The sequence below is a fragment of the Acidovorax delafieldii 2AN genome, from assembly GCF_000175235.1.
GTDB lineage: Bacteria > Pseudomonadota > Gammaproteobacteria > Burkholderiales > Burkholderiaceae_C > Acidovorax > Acidovorax delafieldii_B.
Map to the genome: position 1 here is coordinate 1 of NZ_ACQT01000572.1, position 883 is coordinate 883.

General features: G+C 51.2%; 1 protein-coding gene. It reads right to left on the reverse strand.

The genetic code is table 11. From position 1 onward, the window contains the following. Window positions 1–58 precede the first annotated feature (58 nt). Entirely contained in the window at window positions 59–622 is a 564-nt protein-coding gene (locus tag ACDELDRAFT_RS23755; protein WP_005801729.1) for a GIY-YIG nuclease family protein, read from the reverse strand. Window positions 623–883 lie beyond the last annotated feature (261 nt).

Sequence of the window (883 nt, forward strand, 5' to 3'; positions counted from 1 at the left end):
TGAGCGGCTAAGGGCGATAGCCCTTGGACGTCCCTCTCGATGGAAGGGGTAGGCTGCACTAGCGCTCGCCCTTGCGACCAAATGCAGGCTTAAGGGAGGACCAAATTCCATCTTCGATGGCCTGTACGAGAAGATCCTCTTGCTTCTCAAACTTCATATAGCAGATTGAAATCTTGGCGTCGTTGCTTGTGGCCCATCGCTGCAGGTGCATTGAATAGATGCCCCGCTGCTCAGTCCCGAGGTGCTGTGTCAGTCTGCTCTTGAGTTTCTTCGATCGGCCGACGTAGAGGGCATTGGCATTTGCGTTCTCCTTGTTCAAACGGCAATAGTCATCGGCCAATGTGCGAGCGGCTTCAAGCTGTGCCCACAAGACCGGAACTAGAGACTGCTTTTCTGGTTGCAGCCGAATGACGTAGACATAGTCGATTTCTTTGTCGATCTTCCGGTAACCGCTAGGCACTTGATCTAAGAGTTCTCCAATCGAATCTTGCGTCAGATCTCGAAGGTTTATTTCAAGGGCTTCTATCGGCGGGCAGGCAATCGCTCTCAGCATTTGCCGAGCTTTTTCCAACTGCTCAGATGCGCTAGTGATGGCGGAAGAAAACTCTGTAGATGTGAACATGAAGTTCCCTGTGCAGCCTAACGCCGCTAGGTAAGCTGCGCCGGAACGCGAAGCGTGGAGGGCACCAAAAGCGCAGCTTTTGGCGTCAGCTTGATCGCACTGTTAGGCATCTCTTGCCGCTGTTAAACGAATGGGATGTTTGGTAAACCACATAACGTTGCAATTTTGTTGTAGGTTCGGCTGAGTTCACCGACAATCTGTTGCCCCTTCTCGATATTTGCGATTGCTTTTGTCACTGTTTCATTTCCATCTGCGACTTTA